Genomic DNA, 17,931 nt, shown 5'->3' with positions numbered 1-17,931 from the left:
AAACTTATAATTATGGAACAAAATAACATTTTTATGCCCAGAGATAGAAGAGATATTAACAAGAATGTTTATACATTTTTACATCTTGAAGAATCAGATACTTATCAGATATTGCATAATGAAACGGATAATGATGGAATTAATAAATTTCAATTATATGGAAGATTTATTGGTGAAAAATTTTTGACTGAAAATAAAGAAACAGTTTTTTTAGTAAAAGAAGTAAATTTTAAATTAATAAATATTATACAAAATCAAGCGGTTATACAATATGGTTTTGATTCAATTAGAGTAGATGGAACAGATGATAAAGGTATTATGAACATTACTGCAAATTTAAAAGAGATTCCTTATGACGAAGAATTTGAGAAGAATACTCATCACAGGTTAATAGATCAACCATTTAAAGTTAAACTAAACCAGAAAATAGATTATCACTTACATACTTCGTATCCAAAACTTATATTAAGAAACGGAATACCATGTAATACTGTTGCATATTTTTCAATATAATGAAATAATGATTAAAAAAACTCCTTTGATTATAATACTGCTATTCTTGTTTAATGGCTTATTTGCTCAAAAACAAACTAGTTATGATCTTATAAAACTATTTAAAGGATTCGAATTAGATTCTGTGACAAGAACTCTTGAAAACGATCCTAAAATAAAAGGGTATATAATTTTTAAACAAGAATTGCAGTATTTAAAAAAGGGGAAGATTGGAAGAATTGATGATTATTTTGAAAGGCAAGAAAACATAACTTATCTAGATAGTGTGTTGTATTATAATTATTTAGGAGATTACTGTGTTAGAAAAATGAACCCTAATGATTCGTATTCTTTTAGATATTATATTCCTGCATTTGAAATCGCAAAAACACACAAAGACACTTTACTTATAAATGAATCACTAAGACGTATCAATACATTTTTTTTAAAAAATGATAAGAATAAGAAAATGTATCAAAAATATGTAGGTGAATTGCTTAAATATCAAAAAGATGAGATTGATATATTTTGGAAAGAGTACTATATGTTACTTTTTAATATGTCGTATGACTCTATCAGGAATTCAGATAATCTAGATTTCAAAAATATGGAGGAATCATTGTTGAATTTAAAAAAGAACAATACTCCAAATAATACATATTTTCAAGGAAGAATTAATCATGCAATAGGACAATTTTATAGCTATCCAAGTATGCACGATTCATCAAGAGTCTATTTTGAAAAGGCATATAACACATATAGTAATCAATATTTTTACTCTTATGGAAGAAAGTTAAGGGCTAAAATAGCATTAGCCATTATAGATTTCAGAAATAAAATATTTAAAGAGGCTATAACTGAATTTCATGAGTTATTAAATGATGAAATGATTAAAAAGAACATAGAATTAAAATATTCAATATATAATTGTTTGCGTCAAGGATATGAGGATCAAAAAAAAATAGATAGTTCTAACTTTTATATGAAACTAACTATGAAGTATGAAGATTCTATAGAATATTATATGCATATAGAAAAAGTTATTGAATTTGATATTACCAATGAAGCAAAAAAAACCCAACAAAAATTTAAAAAAAAAGATAAAGAAATCATGAACTTAACAACTACAATTAACGTAGTTCTCCCAATCTTAGCAATCATTGCCCTAATTGCCATTGCATTATTTTACTATTTCAAAAAATACAAATCAAAATCAAAAACACTTGAAACTGCACAATCAGAAACACTTGAAAAAATAGAAGAACTCAAAGGAATTGTAATTAAAAACTATATCATTTTAAAAGATAAAACCAAAGTCTATATTTCGGATTTAATGTATATCAAATCGGAAGATCATTTTATAAAACTATTTTTAAATAATGGGAAGTCACATTTTGTACGTGGTAAAATAAGCCAAATCAAAGAAGAATTGCCGCCAAACTTTATACAATCGCACCGTTCGTATATTATCAATTCAAACTATATCAAGCAAATCAACGGAAATCATATTACACTCATTGATAAAACAGAAATTCCATTGTCGCGATTACATAAAGGTAATTTTAAAGATAAACCGTAATTTTACACAAAACTCCACAATGAACCTAGAAGATAGCTACGACGACAATTACTTCATGAAAAAAGCATTGCAAGAAGCCGAAATGGCGCTTGAAAAAGGCGAAGTTCCTGTCGGTGCTGTGATTGTAATTGACAATAGAGTCATTGCGCGCGGACACAACTTAACTGAAACGTTAAACGATGTGACAGCGCATGCGGAAATGCAAGCAATTACTGCTGCAGCTAACTTTTTAGGTGGAAAATATTTGAAAAACTGTACGCTATATGTCACGTTAGAACCTTGCCAAATGTGTGCAGGCGCATTGTATTGGAGTCAAATTTCAAACATTGTATACGGCGCACGTGATGAAGATCGTGGCTGTATAAAATTAAACACAAAATTACATCCAAAAACAGTGATGAAAGGTGGGATTATGGCAGAAGAAGCTTCCAATTTGTTAAAACAGTTCTTTATTCAAAAACGGAACTTGAATTAAATTTACTTTTTTCGAGAGAAGTCGTTCATTTCTTTTAACTTTTCATTAGAAAGTATAAAATCTTCTTTTTTCTTATCCTTATATCGATAGTAAATAAAAAGTGGCATCCAAATAAAAGAAAACGTCAAAATACAAAGTCCAAGCACTTTTTCGCTAAAGTTTTCTTCTTGAAATTCGTAGTAATTTGCAAAAATTCCAACGCCGATTAAAGCTATTAAGAGTATGATGAGTATGTATTTCATTTGTTGTTTTTTAAAATAGAATAGTTTTAAAACTACCGCGTAAAATTAATCAACTTTCTACGATATGCGGTTAATAATTTAGATTTTGAGACAAATCCATAGTATTTTCCTTCTTTTAAAACAGGCAAATTCCATGCACTACTATCTTGAAATTTTTTCATCACCGATTTCATATTATCTTCTTCATAAATGATATAATCTGGCGCGTTGTGCATAATATCATCTACATGAAGTGAATTATACAGCGAAGTATCAAACATAAATTCGCGGATATCATCCAACACAATAATACCAACCAAATTTTCATCTTCATCGACTACAGGAAATAAATTTCGATTGGATTTTGCCACAGCTTCATGCAACATAGTTCCTAAGGTCATTTTGGGTTGGATTGTGGTAAAATTTTGCTCAATTACGCTGTCAAGTGCCATTAACGTTAATACAGTTTCGTCTTTATTGTGCGTGAGCAATTCGCCTTTTTCAGCAAGTTCACGTGTGTAAATGGTATAATTTAATAGATTTTTTGTGATGAGAAACGAAATCGCGCAGGTTAACATCAACGGAATAAATAAATCGTAACCGCCAGTAATTTCTGCAATTAAGAAAATTGCTGTCAACGGCGCATGTATAACTCCGGCAATCAATCCAGCCATTCCGACAAGTGTAAAGTTTGCTTCTGATACATTAAATCCAAACTGATTGATGATTTTAGCAACCACATTTCCCAATGCGCTTCCCATAACCATTGTCGGAATAAAAATTCCGCCAGAACCGCCAGCCGCAAATGTAGTTGTCATGGCAATTGCTTTAAAAATGGTAATTCCGATTAAAAGTATAATGACAACCCAAATGTTTTCAGTGTAATTGTCTAAAGGTGTTTTTCCGAGTGCTTCAATGTGATTTCCATCGAGTAGATTTGTGATAAATCCTAAACCTTCTCCATATAATGGCGGAATGAAATATAACATGACACCAATTGCCAATCCGCCAAAGATGAGTTTGTGTAATTTTCGTTTAAATCGTTCAAAAAACTTCGTAATCGCAAAGTGCATTTTGGTAAAATAAATAGATGCAAACGCAGTTCCGATACCAAGCGCAATGTAAAAAGGAATGTCACTGAGTTGAAATTGTTCTATCAGTTTGAAATTGAATAGGTTTTCATTCCCAAGAAAAAAATAGGAAGTTACCACTGCCGAAATGGAAGCTAATAACAACGGAATTAACGATATTAGGGTTAAATCTAAACTAAAAACTTCTATTGCAAAGATAATTGCTGCAATGGGCGATTTAAAGATGGACGAAATTGCGCCAGCCGCTGCACAACCAATTAAGAGCATTCGGGTTTTGCTGTTGATGTGAAAAATTTTGCTAATGTTAGAACTTATCGCAGCACCAGAAGCAACCGCAGGTCCTAATAAACCTACCGAACCGCCAAAACCAACCGTTAATGGCGCGGTAATTAGTGGTAAATATATTTTATGATTTGGAATGATTCCTGTGCGTTTGGACAACGCATAAAGAATAGACGAAATAGCGTGTTCAGGTTGTTTTTTGAAAACAAATTTCACCAATAAATAGACTAAAAGAAGTCCGATAACTGGTAAAATAAAGTACAGTTGATTTTTGGAAAAGATGATTCCATTTTCTAGTAGAGTTTCAATCCAAAATGTGATGTTTTTAATGGTAACTGCAACCAAACCAGAACCTAAACCGACTAAAATGCTCAGTATGAAAATGAAATTCTTATGGGAAATATGCTTGTATCTCCAAATTAAGAAGCGTCTAAATAGCGTTTTTTTCTGCGTTGGCATGTTTGCGATTGTGTACTTTAAAAGTACAAATCTAATCTATCGATTCCAATTTTGCCTTTAGGTTTTCATAATCTTCCAAATATAATTGACGAATGGTTTCTACATACGGTCGCTGATCGGAATACCCATTGTGAAAATTGTCAATTGCTTCTTCAATAATCGTGAAGGCTTCATTGGTATCTTCATCCAAGATAATTAATGCTTTATACTATTTCGCATCTGCAAAATCTGAGTTATATCTCCTAAAAAAACCAGTATAATTTATTGCATAAAAACCACCTTAATAGATTTATTTTCTTACTTTTAAGTGGCTTAAATCATCTAATTTACGGAAGAACATTACTTTTTGTATTCGATTAAGATGTAACTTGAATTGGGTTTAATTTAGCAAAAGATGTTGAAAACCTAAATACATCGTTATTTAAAATGGCGATAATTACTAATCATAATTTTTTAAATCATGAAAAAAAAGTCATTAAAAAAGCTATCATTTAGCAAAAGCAAAATTTCGAGTTTAGAAGAAGATGCTGTATCTGGAGCAGGAACAAACGGTTGTCACACATGTACTTGCAATACTTGCAATTGGACTTGTGGAACTACTGCGATGTATTCCGCTTGTGGAAATCAGCAATGTAATTAATTACATGTAGAAGTAAAGAGGCTGTCTGAAAAGTCTTAATTATTGTTACTTCGAGCGCAGTCGAGAAATAGTAAGCCTTGATTACCAAAGCATTTCGAATGCGCTCAATGTGACAATTATAGCTATTTTTAAATTTTTAATTAGCCTTTTTCTATTTATAAATCGAGTTTAATACTCAGTTCTTTTAATTGTTGAGCGTCAATTGGTGCAGGTGCATCAATCATAACATCACGACCAGAATTATTTTTTGGAAACGCAATGAAATCACGAATCGTTTCTTGTCCGCCCAAAATAGCAACCAATCTATCCAATCCGAAAGCCAATCCACCATGTGGCGGCGCTCCATATTGGAAAGCGTCCATTAAGAAACCAAATTGTGCTTTTGCTTCTTCTTCCGTAAATCCTAAATGCTTAAACATCGTTGCTTGCATTTCTTTGTCGTGAATACGAATAGATCCGCCACCAATTTCGTTTCCGTTTAAGACTAAATCGTATGCGTTTGCTTTTACATCACCAGGATTTGTATCTAATAATTCTAGTTGACCTGGTTTTGGAGATGTAAATGGATGATGCATTGCGTGGTAATGTCCTGTTTCTTCATCCAATTCTAATAATGGGAAGTCCATTACCCAAAGTGGAGCAAATTCTGCCGGATTTCGCAATCCTAAACGTGTTGCTAATTCCATACGTAATGCACTTAGTTGCGCTCGTACTTTGTTGGTGTTTCCAGATAATACACAGATTAAATCACCAGTTTTTGCGCCAGTTTTTTCTGCCCATTTTGCTAAATCTTCTTGATCGTAGAATTTATCAACAGACGATTTGAAGGTTCCGTCTTCATTGCATTTTACATATATCATTCCCAACGCGCCAACTTGTGGACGTTTTACCCAATCGACCAATTTGTCGATTTCTTTTCGTGTGTATGTTGCGGCTCCAGGAACAGCAATTCCGACAACCAATTCTGCTGAATTGAAGATGCCAAATTCTTTGTGTTGTGCAACTTCATTTAGTTCGCCAAATTCCATTCCAAAACGAATGTCTGGTTTGTCATTTCCGTAGGTTTTCATGGCGTGATCGTACGTCATTCTTGGGAATTTTTCAACATCAATTCCTTTGATTTCTTTTAGTAAGTGACGCGTTAATCCTTCAAAAACGTTTAAGATGTCTTCTTGTTCTACAAACGCCATTTCGCAGTCAATCTGTGTAAATTCAGGTTGTCTGTCGGCTCTTAAATCTTCATCGCGAAAGCATTTTACAATTTGAAAATATTTGTCCATTCCGCCAACCATCAAGAGTTGTTTGAAGGTTTGTGGCGATTGTGGCAATGCGTAAAATTGTCCTTCATTCATACGAGAAGGAACCACGAAATCGCGTGCGCCTTCTGGTGTGGATTTTATTAAATATGGAGTTTCTACCTCTATAAAATTTTGCGCAGACAGGTATTTACGAACTTCCATTGATACTTTATGACGGAATATCAAACTGTTTTTCACAGGATTTCGACGTATGTCTAAGTAGCGATATTTCATTCGGATATCTTCTCCACCATCAGTTTCATCTTCAATCGTAAATGGAGGTGTTAAAGAAGCATTTAAAAGCGTCAATTCAGAGACTAAAATTTCAATATCTCCTGTAGGTATTTTTGCGTTTTTAGCTTCACGCTCAATCACCGTTCCTTTTACTTGAATTACAAATTCGCGACCAAGTGTTTTTGCTTTTTCAAAAACGGCTTTCGAAGTACGTTCTTCATCAAAGATTAATTGTGTGATTCCGTAGCGATCGCGAAGATCAATCCAAATCATAAATCCTTTATCTCTAGACTTTTGTACCCAACCTGATACGGTAACTTCTTGTGTAATGTGTGATGATCTTAATTCACCACAACTATGTGATCTGTACATTTGTATGCGATTTTAAAAGGGCAAATTTAATGGTTTTTGATTGCATCAGTGCTTCTATGGATAAATATTTTCTAGGTTGTATAGAATTGATTGATAAATTGATAAAAAAATGAAAAAAATGCCATCTGTGGTGTGTTTAAATAAATTATTCTCTAAAAAATAGTTAAATACTGTTAATTTAATTTAATTTCGCAGTTAATAAAAGCCTATTCAATATTAATTAATCTCGATTTTTTATGAAAAAAATTTTACTTAAAAAAATGTTGATGTTTTTGTTGTTTTTTGTCCCTTTAGGACTCTTAGCACAAAATACAATCACAGGAACCGTAACTAGCACTGACGGTGGCGAGCCACTATTTGGTGCCAGTGTTGTTGTTAAAGGAACAGAAAAAGGAGCAGCAACAGATTTTGATGGAAAGTATACCTTAACGGTAAACGATTTGCCAGTTACCTTGGTGTTTTCCTCCTTAGGATACGACAGTAAAGAAGTACTGGTTAGTACTTCAGTTAATCCAATTAATGTTTCACTTACTGGTGGCGTTGCTTTGGATGAAGTTGTTGTAACTGGTTTAGCAACTTCTATTAAAAGAACTAATTCTGCAAATGCAGTTTCGTCCATTTCGGCGCAAGAACTTGTTGGAGTAACACCTCCACAAACGTTAGATGCAGCTTTATATGGAAAATTTACTGGAGCTGTAGTAAGTGCAAATTCAGGAGCTCCTGGAGGTGGATTGTCTATTAAACTTAGAGGTGTGACCTCTGTTAATGGAAATTCTCAACCATTATATATTATTGATGGAGTCTATGTAGATAACTCATCTATTCCTTCGGGATTAAATGCAGTATCTGGTGCTGCCGCTGGAGGAAGTGCTTCAAATCAGGACAATCCTACCAATCGTATTGCAGATATAGATCCAAATGATATTGCAAACATTGAGATTTTAAAAGGAGCATCTGCTGCAGCTATTTATGGATCGAGAGCATCTGCCGGAGTTGTTATTATTACAACAAAAAGAGGGAAGGCTGGAGAAACTAAATTTAGTTTTTCACAAGCTTTTGGGTTTACTCAAGCAATTAACTTGCAGGGAATTAGAAATTGGGATGCAGCCAAAGTAGAAGATGCTTTTGGTGCTGCCGAAGTTCCATTGTTTACAGCAGCTCAGGCTTCAGGAAATTATCATGATTATGAAGATGAACTTTTTGGAGAGAATGGACTTATTTCAAATACACGTTTTGGAATGAGTGGCGGTGGAGAAAAAACAAAGTTTTATGCAGGAATGTCGTATAGCGACGAAGATGGAATTGTTAAAAATACAGGTTATAGAAAAGCTTCTGTTCGATTGAACTTAGATCATAAAGTATCAAACAGTATAAAACTTGGATTGAGCGCCAACTATATTAACTCTTCTTCAAATAGAGGATATTTTAACAATGATAATACCGGAACAACAATAGGTGTTTCATTGACTTCTACACGACCTTGGGATCAATTGTTTCCAGATGCAAACGGAAATTATCCAAACAGTCAATCGGGAGCTTCAAACGTTTTACAAACAAGAGATTTAGTAACTAATAACGAAAAAGTTAATAGATTTATAATTGGAGGTTCTGCGGATATAAAATTGTATTCAAATGATAACTCTAATTTAAAGATGATCTTAAGAGCTGGTCTTGACAGTTATAATTTAAGTAGTAGAGCAATATTTCCAAAAGAATTGCAATTTGAGAATGTTGCAGGAGGAGATAATGGAGTTTCTATTCAAGGAAGTACGGTAAACAGAAACCTAAACTTTTCAGGGTTTTTAGTACATAATTATACAACTGATAGTGATTTAAACTTTAGAACACAAGCAGGTATCACTAAAGAAGTTTTTGATAGAAATACGTATTTAATTATAGCGAAAGATTTAATTGCTTCTGAAAATAATGTAGATCAAGCTGGTTCTATTGATGCAGCTCAAACTAGATTAAAGCAAGAAGATGCAGGATTTTTTGTTCAAGAAGAAATCAATTTTCAAGATAAATTTATCGGAACAATAGGAATTAGAGGCGATAGATCTTCAAATAACGGAGATGCACAAAAATTGTATTATTATCCTAAAGCTTCCTTAGCTGTAAACATTAATAATTTTGAATTTTGGAAATCAGAAGTTGTGAATCAAGTAAAATTGAGAATCGCATATGGTGAATCTGGAAACTTTGCACCATTTGGATCATTATTTACTTCTTTTGACAGAAATAATATTGGTGGATTTAAAGGAATTAGTGTAAGTCCTTTTAGAGGAAATCCTAATATTGAACCTGAAAGACAAAAAGAATTGGAATTAGGTTTTGATCTTGGGTTTTTAGATAATAGAGTAGAATTACAATTTACTTGGTATAACAAAAAAGTAGATGACTTATTACTACAAGCAGCATTGCCACCTTCTTCTGGATTTACGTCCAAATGGACAAATGCAGGTAATTTAGAAAATAAAGGTGTTGAAATTGCAATAAATGCAGTACCTGTCAGAACCGATGATTTTGAATGGACAACGAATGTTAGTTTCTGGAAAAACACTTCTGAAATTACAAAACTAGATGTACCAGCATTTAATATCGGAGCTTTTGGAGCGACTTTAGGAACTTTTAGAATTGAAGAAGGAAAAAGTGCGACACAAATTGTTGGAATTAGTCCAGATGGATTGGTACAACATGGAGATTCTGAAGCAGATTTTCAAATGTCTTTTAGAAACAACGTAAAATATAAAGATTTTGAATTATCGTTTTTATGGCACTGGAAAAAAGGTGGTGATAATGTGAATTTAACAGCATTATTAACAGATCTTAACAGCACAAGTCATGATTTTGATGATATCGATTTAGATCCTGCTGGACAAGTTGGAAACGGACCTTACAGACTGAGTCAATTGGGAGTAAGCGCAGCACCTTTCGTTGAAGATGCATCTTATTTAAGATTGAGAGAACTTGGAGTATATTACAGTATTCCTAAAAATTTAATCACTAAATGGAGTAAGGATTATATAGATTCAATAAAATTAGGATTTTCAGGAACGAACCTAATCAATATATTTGATTATAACAGTTACGATCCTGAAGTATCTAACTTTGGATCAAATGGAATATCAACAGGAGTTGAGGTAACACCATTCCCATCTTCAAAGCGTTATATGTTTCACCTAGCAATCGAATTTTAATCTAAAAAAATATTATGAAAAAAAATAATTTATATATATTTCTATTCGCATTAGGAAGCTTACTGCTTTTTTCTTGTGAGGTAGAAGAATTTCCGAACTTAAATGGTGCCGATGTAGATACCATTGCTTCCAATATGTCTCGTGGAGATTTGCAAGATATTGCAGGTGGAGTACAATCGAGTATGAGAACCCGAATAGGAACTTATTTTGATGACGTAGGTGTTATTGGAAGAGAATTTTATAGATTTTCAAGTTCAGATCCACGTTTTACGTCAGATTTATTAGGCGGAGGATCGTCAACACTTGACAATAATACATTTTATACAACAGGTCCTTGGGGAGCACGATATGTGAACATTAAAGGAACCAATATTATTTTAGAAGGAATTGTGAATTCTACTGCAGATTTTTCAACTGAAGAGAAAAATGCAACAACTGGATTCGCAAAAACCATTCAAGCGTATGAACTATTATTAAATTTAAATTTAATGTATGGTAACGGAATTCGTTTGGATGTAAATGATCCTGATAATTTAGGTCCCGTAGTTGGTAAAGATGCTGCATTGCAAGGAATAAGAGACTTGTTGGTAAGTGGAGCTTCAGATTTAGGCAACGGAGGATCAGACTTCCCGTTTTCACTAACCACTGGTTTTGCAGGATTTGATACGCCTTCAGAATTTTTAAAATTCAACAATGCATTAGCTGCAAGAGTTGCTGCATATCAAGAAGATTATCCAGCGGTATTAACATTTTTAAATGCTTCTTTTTATAACATCACAGGAGATTTGAATACAGGAGTTAGTTATGTATTTTCTACAGGAGCAGGAGATATTACAAACCCAATGTTTTTTCCTTTAGATGCTTCAACGGCTGGAGTTAGAATTGCACAACCTAGTTTTGTGACAGACGCAGAAGCTGGTGATACACGTTTATCAAAAGTAGCTTTAAGACCATCTGGAGCGTTGACACTAGACAATTTAACAGGATCGTATGATGTAATGGTATATACGTCTAATTCAGATGCAATTCCTATTATTCGTAACGAGGAATTATTGTTATTATATGCGGAGGCAAATATGAATACAGCTCCTGTACAAGCGGTTCTTGCTATTGATGCTGTTAGAAGTGGCGCAAGTTTAGTACCGTATACTGGAGGAACAAGTCCTAGTCAATTACTTACTGAAATATTAAAGCAAAGAAGATATTCTTTATTTGGCGAAGGTCATAGATGGATAGACATGAGACGTTTTAATAAATTGGCAGAATTACCTATTGATAGAGCTGAAGATGATGTTTGGATAGAATTTCCTATTCCATTAAACGAAAATCAGTAATATATAGTACAAATAACAAACTTAAAAGCGCTTCGAAAGAGGCGCTTTTTTTATGTCAAAATTTTACTAGAAACTATCTATCAGCTTTTTCTTTTTGAATGTTTTGTTGGATGAATAATGTTGAGATTTGACTATTTTGGGAGCAACTATTTCATTTAGTTTTTGTACAAACCACTCCTTTTTTCTCTGTGTAAAGAACTTTGTAATCACGAACAATTAGTCTTCGATACTGAGGATAGATATCGTCTTTTTGGAATTGCTTTGCAAAAACAATTTCTTTAGAAGAATTAATAATATCATTACGAATAATTTTTCGAGCTGGCGGAACGCCTTTACAGCGGTAATCTAAAATTGAAGTGAGTGCTTCTCTAGCTTGGCGTGTCCAAACTACTTTTGTAACTTTTTCAGCCATTAATTTTCTTGTTGCTCAAATTCTTCAGCATAAATAAAATCACCATTTTCAATTTGTTCTTCAGTAGTATCTAGCGCCGTTTTGTATTCTTGCCTTGTCATAGAAGTTCCATCAGGATTGAATGCAACAGTTTGGTCCTTGTAGTAGTTTTCAAATACACCGTTAACGATAGCTAATACTCTTTCATCGGCATTATCTAAAAAGTTTTGTATTCTATTTTTTAACTCAACTGCTCCCATAATAATGAAGTATTATACTAACAAATATACGTAAATTATAAGATATCCTTTATATCAAGAAAGTGGCGAAAGTAATAGAATTTTATAATCACTTATAATATGGTAAAGAAAAAACCAAAACAAGTTCAGTTCTATGGAAAAACGCTCTACAAAAATTTGCAAAGCGTTTTAATTGGCTATTAATTGAAAACAGTTTCTAATCCTGTATTGATTTGACCTTTTTGTTTTGCCATTTCTTGACTTTCTGTACTTGCAATGACAAATAAATTGAAGTCGTAGTTTTCCAAAGCTGGTGTAGAAACGCTTCCTTTTACTTTATAGACAGGAATCAAATAACGTTGTAAGTCTGTTGGACTTGCCGTGTAATAACCCAAAGTTACATCTGTGATTTCGCCTGTGTTTTTATCAGAATCTTTTAGTTGTGCAAATCGATAATTGTCAAATACTTGTTGAACAGCTTCTTCAGGACTAATAACTTCTGCTTTTCCTGCTTGCTTTGGTGTTCTGTAAAAGTGTAAAATTTCAACAGTTTGATCGTTATTAATATATGATACTTGTGTTTTTGCTCCAGCACCAAATAAAGGCAATCCTTCTAATTCATAATTAAAATTTACGTTGACACTTGTTGGAAATTGTTCTCCTTTTGCATCTTTTGGTGATTTACTGAATGCTGCAAAATTGTTACTTACAGAGTGCAATTTCATGAATTGCGTATCAATTTTCAATGCTTCAAGTCGTTTTACTGCATTTTGTACAGCTTCGTCTTTATTTGGAAGATTTTCCGCCAGTTTTATATTTTCGCTATATGCGTTTTCACGATCTGTCCACCAAAAAGAATCGCTTGCGGTATATATTTCTAGTGCTTCTTTTTCGTTTTTAATGACTAATTGATCGCCAACATCTTCTAATTCTCCTTCTGTTTTAAACTTGGAACGTAAAAAATCGACGCGTTCTGAAATATACGCAGCATACTCTTTATTTCTGCTTGAAGCTGTTTCAAAGTGGAACGTTTTATACATTGGTATGCGACCAACGTGTTTTGGTAATTTTGTATTTAGTTTGAATAATGAATCTTTCATGTGTGCTATATTTTTAGATGTCAGTTCGCGACATTTTTTATAATTTTTGTCTTAACAATTTCCGTTTAAATACCATAAATTATCAGGATTGTCAGGATCTAAACTTACGTCTCCTTTTCCATGCCAATGATCATTGTATGTACTAATTCCTCCTTCGTTGGCACGCAAATAAGCAAATTTCGTATCAGCAACTTCTGTTTCTTTACAGGCTTTTATCCATGCTTCCCGCATTCTCCATTTATTATTTAAGCGTTGTGCAAATTTTTTGCCTCTATCTGCTTTGTCATAACAAATAGTTGCAAATCCTAAGATATAATGCAATCCTTTGAAAACTCCCCAGCCCCAACGTCCGAAAACGCCATCAAATTCTAAGGCTTGACAACCGTCAAAAACAATCCATTCTAAGTCTTGATCACCAAGTTCCATCTCGGTATTTCTTGCTCTTCCATTATCACGATCATTTCTTCCAAAAAGTAAAAAATCTCTCCATCCATGACCTGAGAAGAAAACAATATCTGCATTATCAGCATACGTTGTATCTGTTCCTGCGGATGGCGAACCTTTTCCTGCTTTTTCAAAATCTTCATCCCATGCTAGGTTATCTCCGTATTCAAATTGTTTTACACCTTGTAAAGTATTGTAAAAACCGCGCGCATTATTATCATTGTTCTCCAGGTTAGAAGCATTTCCGTTGTATTGATTGACCCATTCAATTCCAATTGACCCCATATGTAAATAGTTTTAGTTTTTTACCAAAGCTACTATATTGTAAAGCTATTTTTAGCCATGTAAAACCTGATTTGAGGCTAGTGTTTTTCCCCTTTTTTAAATTGTCATTAGATGATTCTTTAATATTTAACCTAAATCTAAAACCAGTTATGAATAAAAATAATGAGCATAAAAAAAGCCCGAAATCTAAGGTAGATTTCGGGCTTTTTGTGTTAGTGAAACTCAGTATTTTTATACCGTTTCTATCGGCAAATCAATTTCGTTGATATTTAAATCTTCACCAGAATCTCCATCTTTGATATGCAGATCATCAGCTGTTTCCATTTCAGGACGCTTGCTTTTAAACGCCCAAAATTTAAACTTCGTTGTTAAGAAGAATAAGATGGGAACAATGATTAATGTTAGGAATGTAGCAATAATTAATCCGTAAATTACTGTCCATGCTAATGGTCCCCAGAAAATTACATTATCTCCACCAACATATATTTTTGGATCAAATTGGCTGAATAGTGAAAAGAAGTCAATGTTGAATCCAATTGCTAATGGAATTAATCCTAAAACGGTTGTAATTGCCGTTAGTAATACAGGACGCAAACGTGCTTTTCCACTTCGTACTACTGTTTCAAATACATCATCAATTGGTAAATATTTATCTTCTGGAATGTTGAGTTCTTCTTTTTTACGATCAATTAAAAGTTGATTGTAATCGAGCAAAACTACACCATTATTTACCACAATTCCCGCGAGCGAAATAATTCCCATCATCGTCATCATAATTACAAATGGCGCGCCTGTGATTAAAATCCCACCAAAAACACCAATCAAACTTAAGAAAATTGCAATCATTATGATTGTTGGTTTTGAGATAGAACTAAATTGAAAAACTAGAATCAACATAATTAATCCAAGTCCTGCAAAAAATGCCGTCATTAAAAACGCTTGTTGCTTGTCTTGCTCCTCAATTTGTCCTGTATAATCAATTTCAATTCCGTCAGGCTTATAGTCTGACATTTCCGCTTGAATCTGCGCTACAATTGCTCCAGCATCTGTAAATCCGGGCATTAATCCAGAATATACAGTTACGACACGTTTTTTCTGCATGTGTTTTATAGCACTAAAACCAGACGTATTGTTACGTTTTACAACCGCAGAAATTGGAATTTCTTTCAGTTGTCCCGTTTGAGTTCTAAAAATCATTTTCTGATTAAACAGTGAACTTACATTGTATCTATTTTCTTCGTTAAAACGAACATATATATCGTAATCTTCGCCATCTTCTTTGTATACAGAAGCTTTTGCACCAAATAACGAGTTTCGTAATTGTTGTCCAACTTGTCCAGCCGAAACGCCCAATTCTCCTGCTTTTTCTCTGTCAACAACTACTTGCATAGTCGGTTTTCCTTTGTTGACGTCAATTTTTAATTCTTCAATTCCTGCAATATTTTTAGAATTGATCAGCTCACGCATTATTTCTGCTTCCGCAATTAATTCTGTATAATCATCGCCTTCTAATTCAATATTAATTGGATAACCTGCAGGCGGACCAACGGCATCTTTTTCAACAGAAATAGCAACTCCAGGATAAATTCCTTTCAATGCTTCCGTTACTTTTTGGCGCAATACTTCACTGTCTTCTCCGCGGCGGAATTTATATTCACGCATGGAAGCAGTAATTTTTGCTTTGTGTGGCATTTCTGCTGCCGATCCGCCATCGGTTTGCGGATTTCCTGCACCTTCACCAACTTGTGAAACCGCAGATTCTACCAAGAAATTATAATCGCCGTCCATGTATTCGTCGCTATTTAAAACGTCATATACACGTGCTTCAATTTCTTTGGTGATGTTATTTGTTTTTTCAATCGCAGTTCCCTGCGGATATTCTATATAGACAATAATTTGATTTGGTTTATTGTCTGGAAAAAATTCTACTTTGGTACGTTTACTTCCTATAGATGCACCGAACAATCCGAACGCTAAGAATAATAATACAAATGTTCCAAGTGTAAACACATAAGGTCTCCAACCACCTAAAGCAAATTTTAGAAAACGTTCATAGGCTCTTTCTAGCGCAGCTAATATTCTAGTTTGAAAGAATCGAGCCATCGGTTTTAACACATATTTGTATGCCCAAAACATGATCGCAATGAATATGAATAATGTTCCTAAACCGCTAGATCCGCCACCAATTATAAAAGATAAAATTGCCAATACTAACAATACTACCGTAATAATTAATAGCTGTCTCATTTTTAATTTACGCTCGCCAACTTCCATAAATTGCGATACCATTAATGAGTTGATAAAGATTGCCACAAATAGGGAAGAACCTAATACGATGGAAAGCGTGATTGGGAAATAAATCATGAATTGTCCCATAGTTCCTGGCCACATTCCTAAAGGAACAAACGCCGCAACCGTTGTTAACGTTGAAATGATAATTGGAAAAGCAATTTCGCCAATTCCTTTTTTCGCAGCTTCAATTCGGCTCATGCCTTCTTCATCCATCAAACGATATACGTTTTCAACAACTACAATTCCGTTATCTACTAGCATTCCAAGTCCCATAATTAAGGCAAATAGAATCATAGTATTCATTGTATATCCTAATAAGTTTAGAATTACAAACGACATAAACATTGACATCGGAATTGCCAATCCTACAAATAATGCATTTCTGAATCCTAAGAAAAACATTAATACAAAAACCACTAAGATGATTCCGAAAATAATATTGTTTACCAAGTCATTTACTTGGTTGATCGTTTTTTCAGATTGATCATTGGTAATAGAAATCTCTAACTCTTCGTGACTTTCTTTAAATTTTTCAATGATTTCGCCGATTTGTTCTGCGGCAGCAACCATATTTTCACCAGCACGTTTTTTTACATCAAGCATTACTACATCTCGCGCTACAACGTCTTTTGCAAACTTACGTGCATAAGTTGTTTTGTCTTCTTCTTTGAAAGTTATATCAGCAATATCTCTTAAATAAACAGGTCCATCAATAGATTTTACTACAAAGTCATTTAGTTGTTTTGGATCTGAAATTTCACCCAAGATTCTAATGGTACGTCTTTGTCCTGAAGAAATCATGTTTCCCGCAGAAATGGTAACGTTTCCATTGGAAATTGCGTTACGGACATCATCAAAATTTACTTTTGCTGCCATCATTTTGTACACATCAACCGCAACTTCTATTTCTTTTTCTTGCGCACCACGAATGTCAACTTGTTTAATTTCAGTTAAATCTTCAATATCATCTTGAAGCGTTTCTGCAAATTCTTTTAATTTTTCAACAGGATAATCGCCTGATATATTGATGTTTAGAATTGGTTGTTCTTCCGAAAGATTCAGATTGAAAATATTCGGTTCCACTTTTGCGCCGTTAAATGTTGGCCAATCTTCGCTACCTTTTTCGACATCTACTTCGTCTTGAACTTTTACTTTGGCAGATTCTACACTGATTTTTTCATCAAATTCAACGACAATAATTCCATAATCTTCCTGTGATGTTGAGGTAACTTTTACAACGCCACTCACATTTTTGAGTCGATCTTCTAACGGATCAACAATTAATTTTTCAACATCTTCTGCTGTATTTCCTCTATAAATGGTACTTACGTAGATTTTAGTCTCAATTACTTCAGGAAAATTTTCTCTAGGCATACTGAAATACGCAGAGATTCCTAAAACGAGAATTAAGCCCATTACGATGTAGATAATAGTTTTATTATCAATCGCCCAAGAAGACATAAAGAACTCTTTATTTGTTTTTTTATTCGCCATTTGGTTGTAGAC

At 33.5% G+C, this 17,931-nt stretch carries 15 protein-coding genes; 6 read left to right on the top strand and 9 right to left on the bottom strand.

Annotated features, from left to right (window positions below; genetic code table 11):
- Positions 1 to 12 precede the first annotated feature (12 nt).
- The 3 genes from IMCC3317_RS13005 to IMCC3317_RS12995 are packed head-to-tail and all read left to right on the top strand — an operon-like array spanning position 13 to position 2,546.
- Positions 13 to 513 (top strand): hypothetical protein, encoded by a 501-nt coding sequence (locus tag IMCC3317_RS13005; protein ID WP_160129933.1) that lies wholly within the window; start codon positions 13 to 15, stop codon positions 511 to 513.
- A 25-nt stretch (positions 514 to 538) separates the two neighbouring features.
- Positions 539 to 2,071 (top strand): LytR/AlgR family response regulator transcription factor, encoded by a 1,533-nt coding sequence (locus tag IMCC3317_RS13000; RefSeq protein WP_160129932.1) that lies wholly within the window; start codon positions 539 to 541, stop codon positions 2,069 to 2,071.
- A 19-nt stretch (positions 2,072 to 2,090) separates the two neighbouring features.
- Entirely contained in the window at positions 2,091 to 2,546 is a 456-nt protein-coding gene (locus IMCC3317_RS12995) for a nucleoside deaminase (RefSeq protein WP_160129931.1), read from the top strand.
- Positions 2,547 to 2,548: 2 nt separating this feature from the next.
- On the opposite strand, the gene IMCC3317_RS12990 is transcribed toward IMCC3317_RS12995, so the two are convergent.
- From IMCC3317_RS12990 to IMCC3317_RS12980, 3 genes are read right to left on the bottom strand one after another with little or no spacing between them, the layout of a single operon-like run.
- Positions 2,549 to 2,788, bottom strand: coding sequence for a hypothetical protein (locus IMCC3317_RS12990; protein WP_160129930.1), 240 nt, complete (start codon positions 2,786 to 2,788; stop codon positions 2,549 to 2,551).
- 32 nt (positions 2,789 to 2,820) lie between these two features.
- Positions 2,821 to 4,599 carry a chloride channel protein gene (locus tag IMCC3317_RS12985; protein ID WP_160129929.1) on the bottom strand — a complete coding sequence of 593 codons (1,779 nt, stop codon included), beginning with the start codon at positions 4,597 to 4,599 and terminating at the stop codon, positions 2,821 to 2,823.
- A gap of 31 nt (positions 4,600 to 4,630) precedes the next feature.
- On the bottom strand, positions 4,631 to 4,789 hold the full coding sequence (locus IMCC3317_RS12980; RefSeq protein ID WP_160129928.1) for a hypothetical protein: 159 nt from the start codon (positions 4,787 to 4,789) through the stop codon (positions 4,631 to 4,633).
- Between the two features lie 270 nt (positions 4,790 to 5,059).
- Here IMCC3317_RS12980 and IMCC3317_RS12975 point away from each other — a divergent pair, with 270 nt between their 5' ends.
- Positions 5,060 to 5,239 (top strand): class I lanthipeptide, encoded by a 180-nt coding sequence (locus IMCC3317_RS12975; protein WP_160129927.1) that lies wholly within the window; start codon positions 5,060 to 5,062, stop codon positions 5,237 to 5,239.
- 155 nt (positions 5,240 to 5,394) lie between these two features.
- Here the strand turns inward: IMCC3317_RS12975 and aspS are convergent, their stop codons facing one another.
- Positions 5,395 to 7,143 carry an aspartate--tRNA ligase gene (gene aspS, locus IMCC3317_RS12970; protein ID WP_160129926.1) on the bottom strand — a complete coding sequence of 583 codons (1,749 nt, stop codon included), beginning with the start codon at positions 7,141 to 7,143 and terminating at the stop codon, positions 5,395 to 5,397.
- A gap of 236 nt (positions 7,144 to 7,379) precedes the next feature.
- On the opposite strand from aspS, the gene IMCC3317_RS12965 reads away from it, so the two are divergent.
- A complete protein-coding gene (locus IMCC3317_RS12965; protein WP_160129925.1) occupies positions 7,380 to 10,340 on the top strand; it encodes a SusC/RagA family TonB-linked outer membrane protein in 2,961 nt (986 codons plus the stop codon).
- Positions 10,341 to 10,354: 14 nt separating this feature from the next.
- Positions 10,355 to 11,674 carry a RagB/SusD family nutrient uptake outer membrane protein gene (locus IMCC3317_RS12960; RefSeq protein WP_160129924.1) on the top strand — a complete coding sequence of 440 codons (1,320 nt, stop codon included), beginning with the start codon at positions 10,355 to 10,357 and terminating at the stop codon, positions 11,672 to 11,674.
- Positions 11,675 to 11,825: 151 nt separating this feature from the next.
- Here IMCC3317_RS12960 and IMCC3317_RS12955 read toward each other — a convergent pair whose 3' ends face one another.
- The 5 genes from IMCC3317_RS12955 to IMCC3317_RS12935 all read right to left on the bottom strand — a co-directional run bounded on the left by IMCC3317_RS12955 (position 11,826) and on the right by IMCC3317_RS12935 (position 17,919).
- The gene (locus IMCC3317_RS12955; RefSeq protein ID WP_160129923.1) at positions 11,826 to 12,086 is read right to left on the bottom strand and encodes a hypothetical protein; all 261 of its coding nucleotides are present in this window, start codon (positions 12,084 to 12,086) and stop codon (positions 11,826 to 11,828) included.
- A complete protein-coding gene (locus IMCC3317_RS12950; RefSeq protein ID WP_160129922.1) occupies positions 12,086 to 12,325 on the bottom strand; it encodes a hypothetical protein in 240 nt (79 codons plus the stop codon). The genes IMCC3317_RS12955 and IMCC3317_RS12950 overlap by 1 nt, the downstream gene beginning before the upstream one ends.
- A gap of 179 nt (positions 12,326 to 12,504) precedes the next feature.
- The gene (locus IMCC3317_RS12945; protein ID WP_160129921.1) at positions 12,505 to 13,404 is read right to left on the bottom strand and encodes a hypothetical protein; all 900 of its coding nucleotides are present in this window, start codon (positions 13,402 to 13,404) and stop codon (positions 12,505 to 12,507) included.
- A 51-nt stretch (positions 13,405 to 13,455) separates the two neighbouring features.
- The gene (locus IMCC3317_RS12940; RefSeq protein WP_160129920.1) at positions 13,456 to 14,133 is read right to left on the bottom strand and encodes a DUF6345 domain-containing protein; all 678 of its coding nucleotides are present in this window, start codon (positions 14,131 to 14,133) and stop codon (positions 13,456 to 13,458) included.
- Positions 14,134 to 14,364: 231 nt separating this feature from the next.
- Complete coding sequence (locus IMCC3317_RS12935) at positions 14,365 to 17,919, bottom strand: efflux RND transporter permease subunit (RefSeq protein WP_160129919.1); 3,555 nt, start codon at positions 17,917 to 17,919, stop codon at positions 14,365 to 14,367.
- Between the last annotated feature and the right edge of the window lie 12 nt (positions 17,920 to 17,931).

The sequence above is a fragment of the Kordia antarctica genome, assembly GCF_009901525.1.
GTDB classification, from domain to species: Bacteria; Bacteroidota; Bacteroidia; order Flavobacteriales; family Flavobacteriaceae; genus Kordia; species Kordia antarctica.
Note: the sequence above shows the minus strand (reverse complement) of the source record. Positions and strands in the feature narration are given on the sequence as shown.

What these genes read in the sequence shown, in the direction of transcription:
- IMCC3317_RS12985 (WP_160129929.1), bottom strand. Translation starts at nt 4,599, where the DNA reads ATGCCAACGCAGAAAAAAACGCTATTTAGACGCTTCTTAATTTGGAGA.
- aspS (WP_160129926.1), bottom strand. Translation starts at nt 7,143, where the DNA reads ATGTACAGATCACATAGTTGTGGTGAATTAAGATCATCACACATTACA.
- IMCC3317_RS12995 (WP_160129931.1), top strand. Translation starts at nt 2,091, where the DNA reads ATGAACCTAGAAGATAGCTACGACGACAATTACTTCATGAAAAAAGCA.
- IMCC3317_RS12965 (WP_160129925.1), top strand. Translation starts at nt 7,380, where the DNA reads ATGAAAAAAATTTTACTTAAAAAAATGTTGATGTTTTTGTTGTTTTTT.
- IMCC3317_RS12940 (WP_160129920.1), bottom strand. Translation starts at nt 14,133, where the DNA reads ATGGGGTCAATTGGAATTGAATGGGTCAATCAATACAACGGAAATGCT.
- IMCC3317_RS13005 (WP_160129933.1), top strand. Translation starts at nt 13, where the DNA reads ATGGAACAAAATAACATTTTTATGCCCAGAGATAGAAGAGATATTAAC.
- IMCC3317_RS12935 (WP_160129919.1), bottom strand. Translation starts at nt 17,919, where the DNA reads ATGGCGAATAAAAAAACAAATAAAGAGTTCTTTATGTCTTCTTGGGCG.
- IMCC3317_RS12945 (WP_160129921.1), bottom strand. Translation starts at nt 13,404, where the DNA reads ATGAAAGATTCATTATTCAAACTAAATACAAAATTACCAAAACACGTT.
- IMCC3317_RS12975 (WP_160129927.1), top strand. Translation starts at nt 5,060, where the DNA reads ATGAAAAAAAAGTCATTAAAAAAGCTATCATTTAGCAAAAGCAAAATT.
- IMCC3317_RS12950 (WP_160129922.1), bottom strand. Translation starts at nt 12,325, where the DNA reads ATGGGAGCAGTTGAGTTAAAAAATAGAATACAAAACTTTTTAGATAAT.
- IMCC3317_RS12990 (WP_160129930.1), bottom strand. Translation starts at nt 2,788, where the DNA reads ATGAAATACATACTCATCATACTCTTAATAGCTTTAATCGGCGTTGGA.
- IMCC3317_RS12955 (WP_160129923.1), bottom strand. Translation starts at nt 12,086, where the DNA reads ATGGCTGAAAAAGTTACAAAAGTAGTTTGGACACGCCAAGCTAGAGAA.
- IMCC3317_RS12960 (WP_160129924.1), top strand. Translation starts at nt 10,355, where the DNA reads ATGAAAAAAAATAATTTATATATATTTCTATTCGCATTAGGAAGCTTA.